A 1,211-nucleotide genomic window follows, 5' to 3' on the forward strand; every position below is an offset into this window, starting at 1 on the left:
CCGATACCGGCCCCGATCATGCCCGAGGTGGCGAGGCCAGCGCCGATAAGCTTCGCGGCTTCAGCTTCCATTTGAATAGTCCTCTTGAGAAGTAGCTTGGGTTAGTGGCCGTGACCGAAGTTCACGACCTCGTTGAGATAGACGGTGGCCAGCGCGGTGAACACGAAGGCCTGGAGAACGGCGACCACCAGCTCGAGGCCGGTCAGGCCGACGATCATGGCGAACGACAGGACGCTGGGGACGATGGCCAGGGCGGCGAGGCCGCCGGACAGGGCGACGAGGCCGAGCGCCACCACGAAGGAGCCGAACAGGCTCATCACGACGTGGCCGCCCAGCATGTTGCCGAACAGTCGCATGGCCAGGGTCACCGGGCGCACGAAGTAGGAGATCATCTCGATGGGCATCATGGCCAGCGAGCCGAAGAAGCCCATGCCGGGCGCCCAGAACAGGCCCAGGAACTTCGGGCCGTGCTTGATGAAGCCCAGGAAGAAGACGCTGAAGAAGGTCAGGACGGCGAGCGTCGCGGTGACCGCGAGCTGCGAGGTGACGGTGAAGGTGAGCGTCAGGCCGCCGAGGTTGCCGATCGCCAGCAGCACGCCCATCAGGTTCAGGACCAGGATGACCGAGAACAGGGTGAACAGGTACGGGATGTAGGGGCGGCCGCCGTGGCCGATGATCGGCGTGACCAGCACGCGGTCGACGATGTTGTAGAGCGCCTCGGCCAGGGCCTGGCCCCGGTTCGGCACCAGCTGGCCGCGCGCCGTCATGGCGAAGAAGGCCATGAGGATCACCGCGCCGGCGATCATGCTGGCCACCGAATTGGTGATCGACATGTCGAAGGTCAGGCCGCCGATGTTGAACACGGGTCCCTGGACGATCTTTTGGACCAGGAACTGGTGCATCGGTTCAATGGCAGGCTGTTCCACCAGTACGGTCCTCAATCCTCGTCTTCGTCGTCGGCGACGACGGGCGGCGGCCCGGCCTTCGCCATCGCGTCTTTGGTATTCCGCGTCGCGGTTCGCACCGCCACGAAAATGGAAAGCCCCGAACCGATCAGCAAACCGCCGACCATCCCAAAGGGGGACGTGCCGGCGTAGCGATCGAGCAGCCAGCCGAGGCCGACGCCCATGAGCACCCCACCCACCACTTCACCGATGAAGCGGTAACCCTGCGCCATCGCCCGGTGCGTTTCGCCGCTGGCCTTGCGGGCC

General features: G+C 65.3%; 2 protein-coding genes. Both read right to left on the reverse strand.

The features are described 5' to 3' along the window. Nucleotides 1-101: 101 nt before the first annotated feature. Complete coding sequence (locus tag Q8Q88_RS17270) at nucleotides 102-926, reverse strand: F0F1 ATP synthase subunit A (RefSeq protein ID WP_305676419.1); 825 nt, start codon at nucleotides 924-926, stop codon at nucleotides 102-104. An 11-nt stretch (nucleotides 927-937) separates the two neighbouring features. Beyond that, nucleotides 938-1,211, reverse strand: a 274-nt coding sequence (locus Q8Q88_RS17275; RefSeq protein WP_305676420.1) for an AtpZ/AtpI family protein, incomplete at its 5' end; no start/stop codon positions are given.

The organism is Phenylobacterium sp. (assembly GCF_030697925.1).
GTDB lineage: Bacteria > Pseudomonadota > Alphaproteobacteria > Caulobacterales > Caulobacteraceae > Phenylobacterium.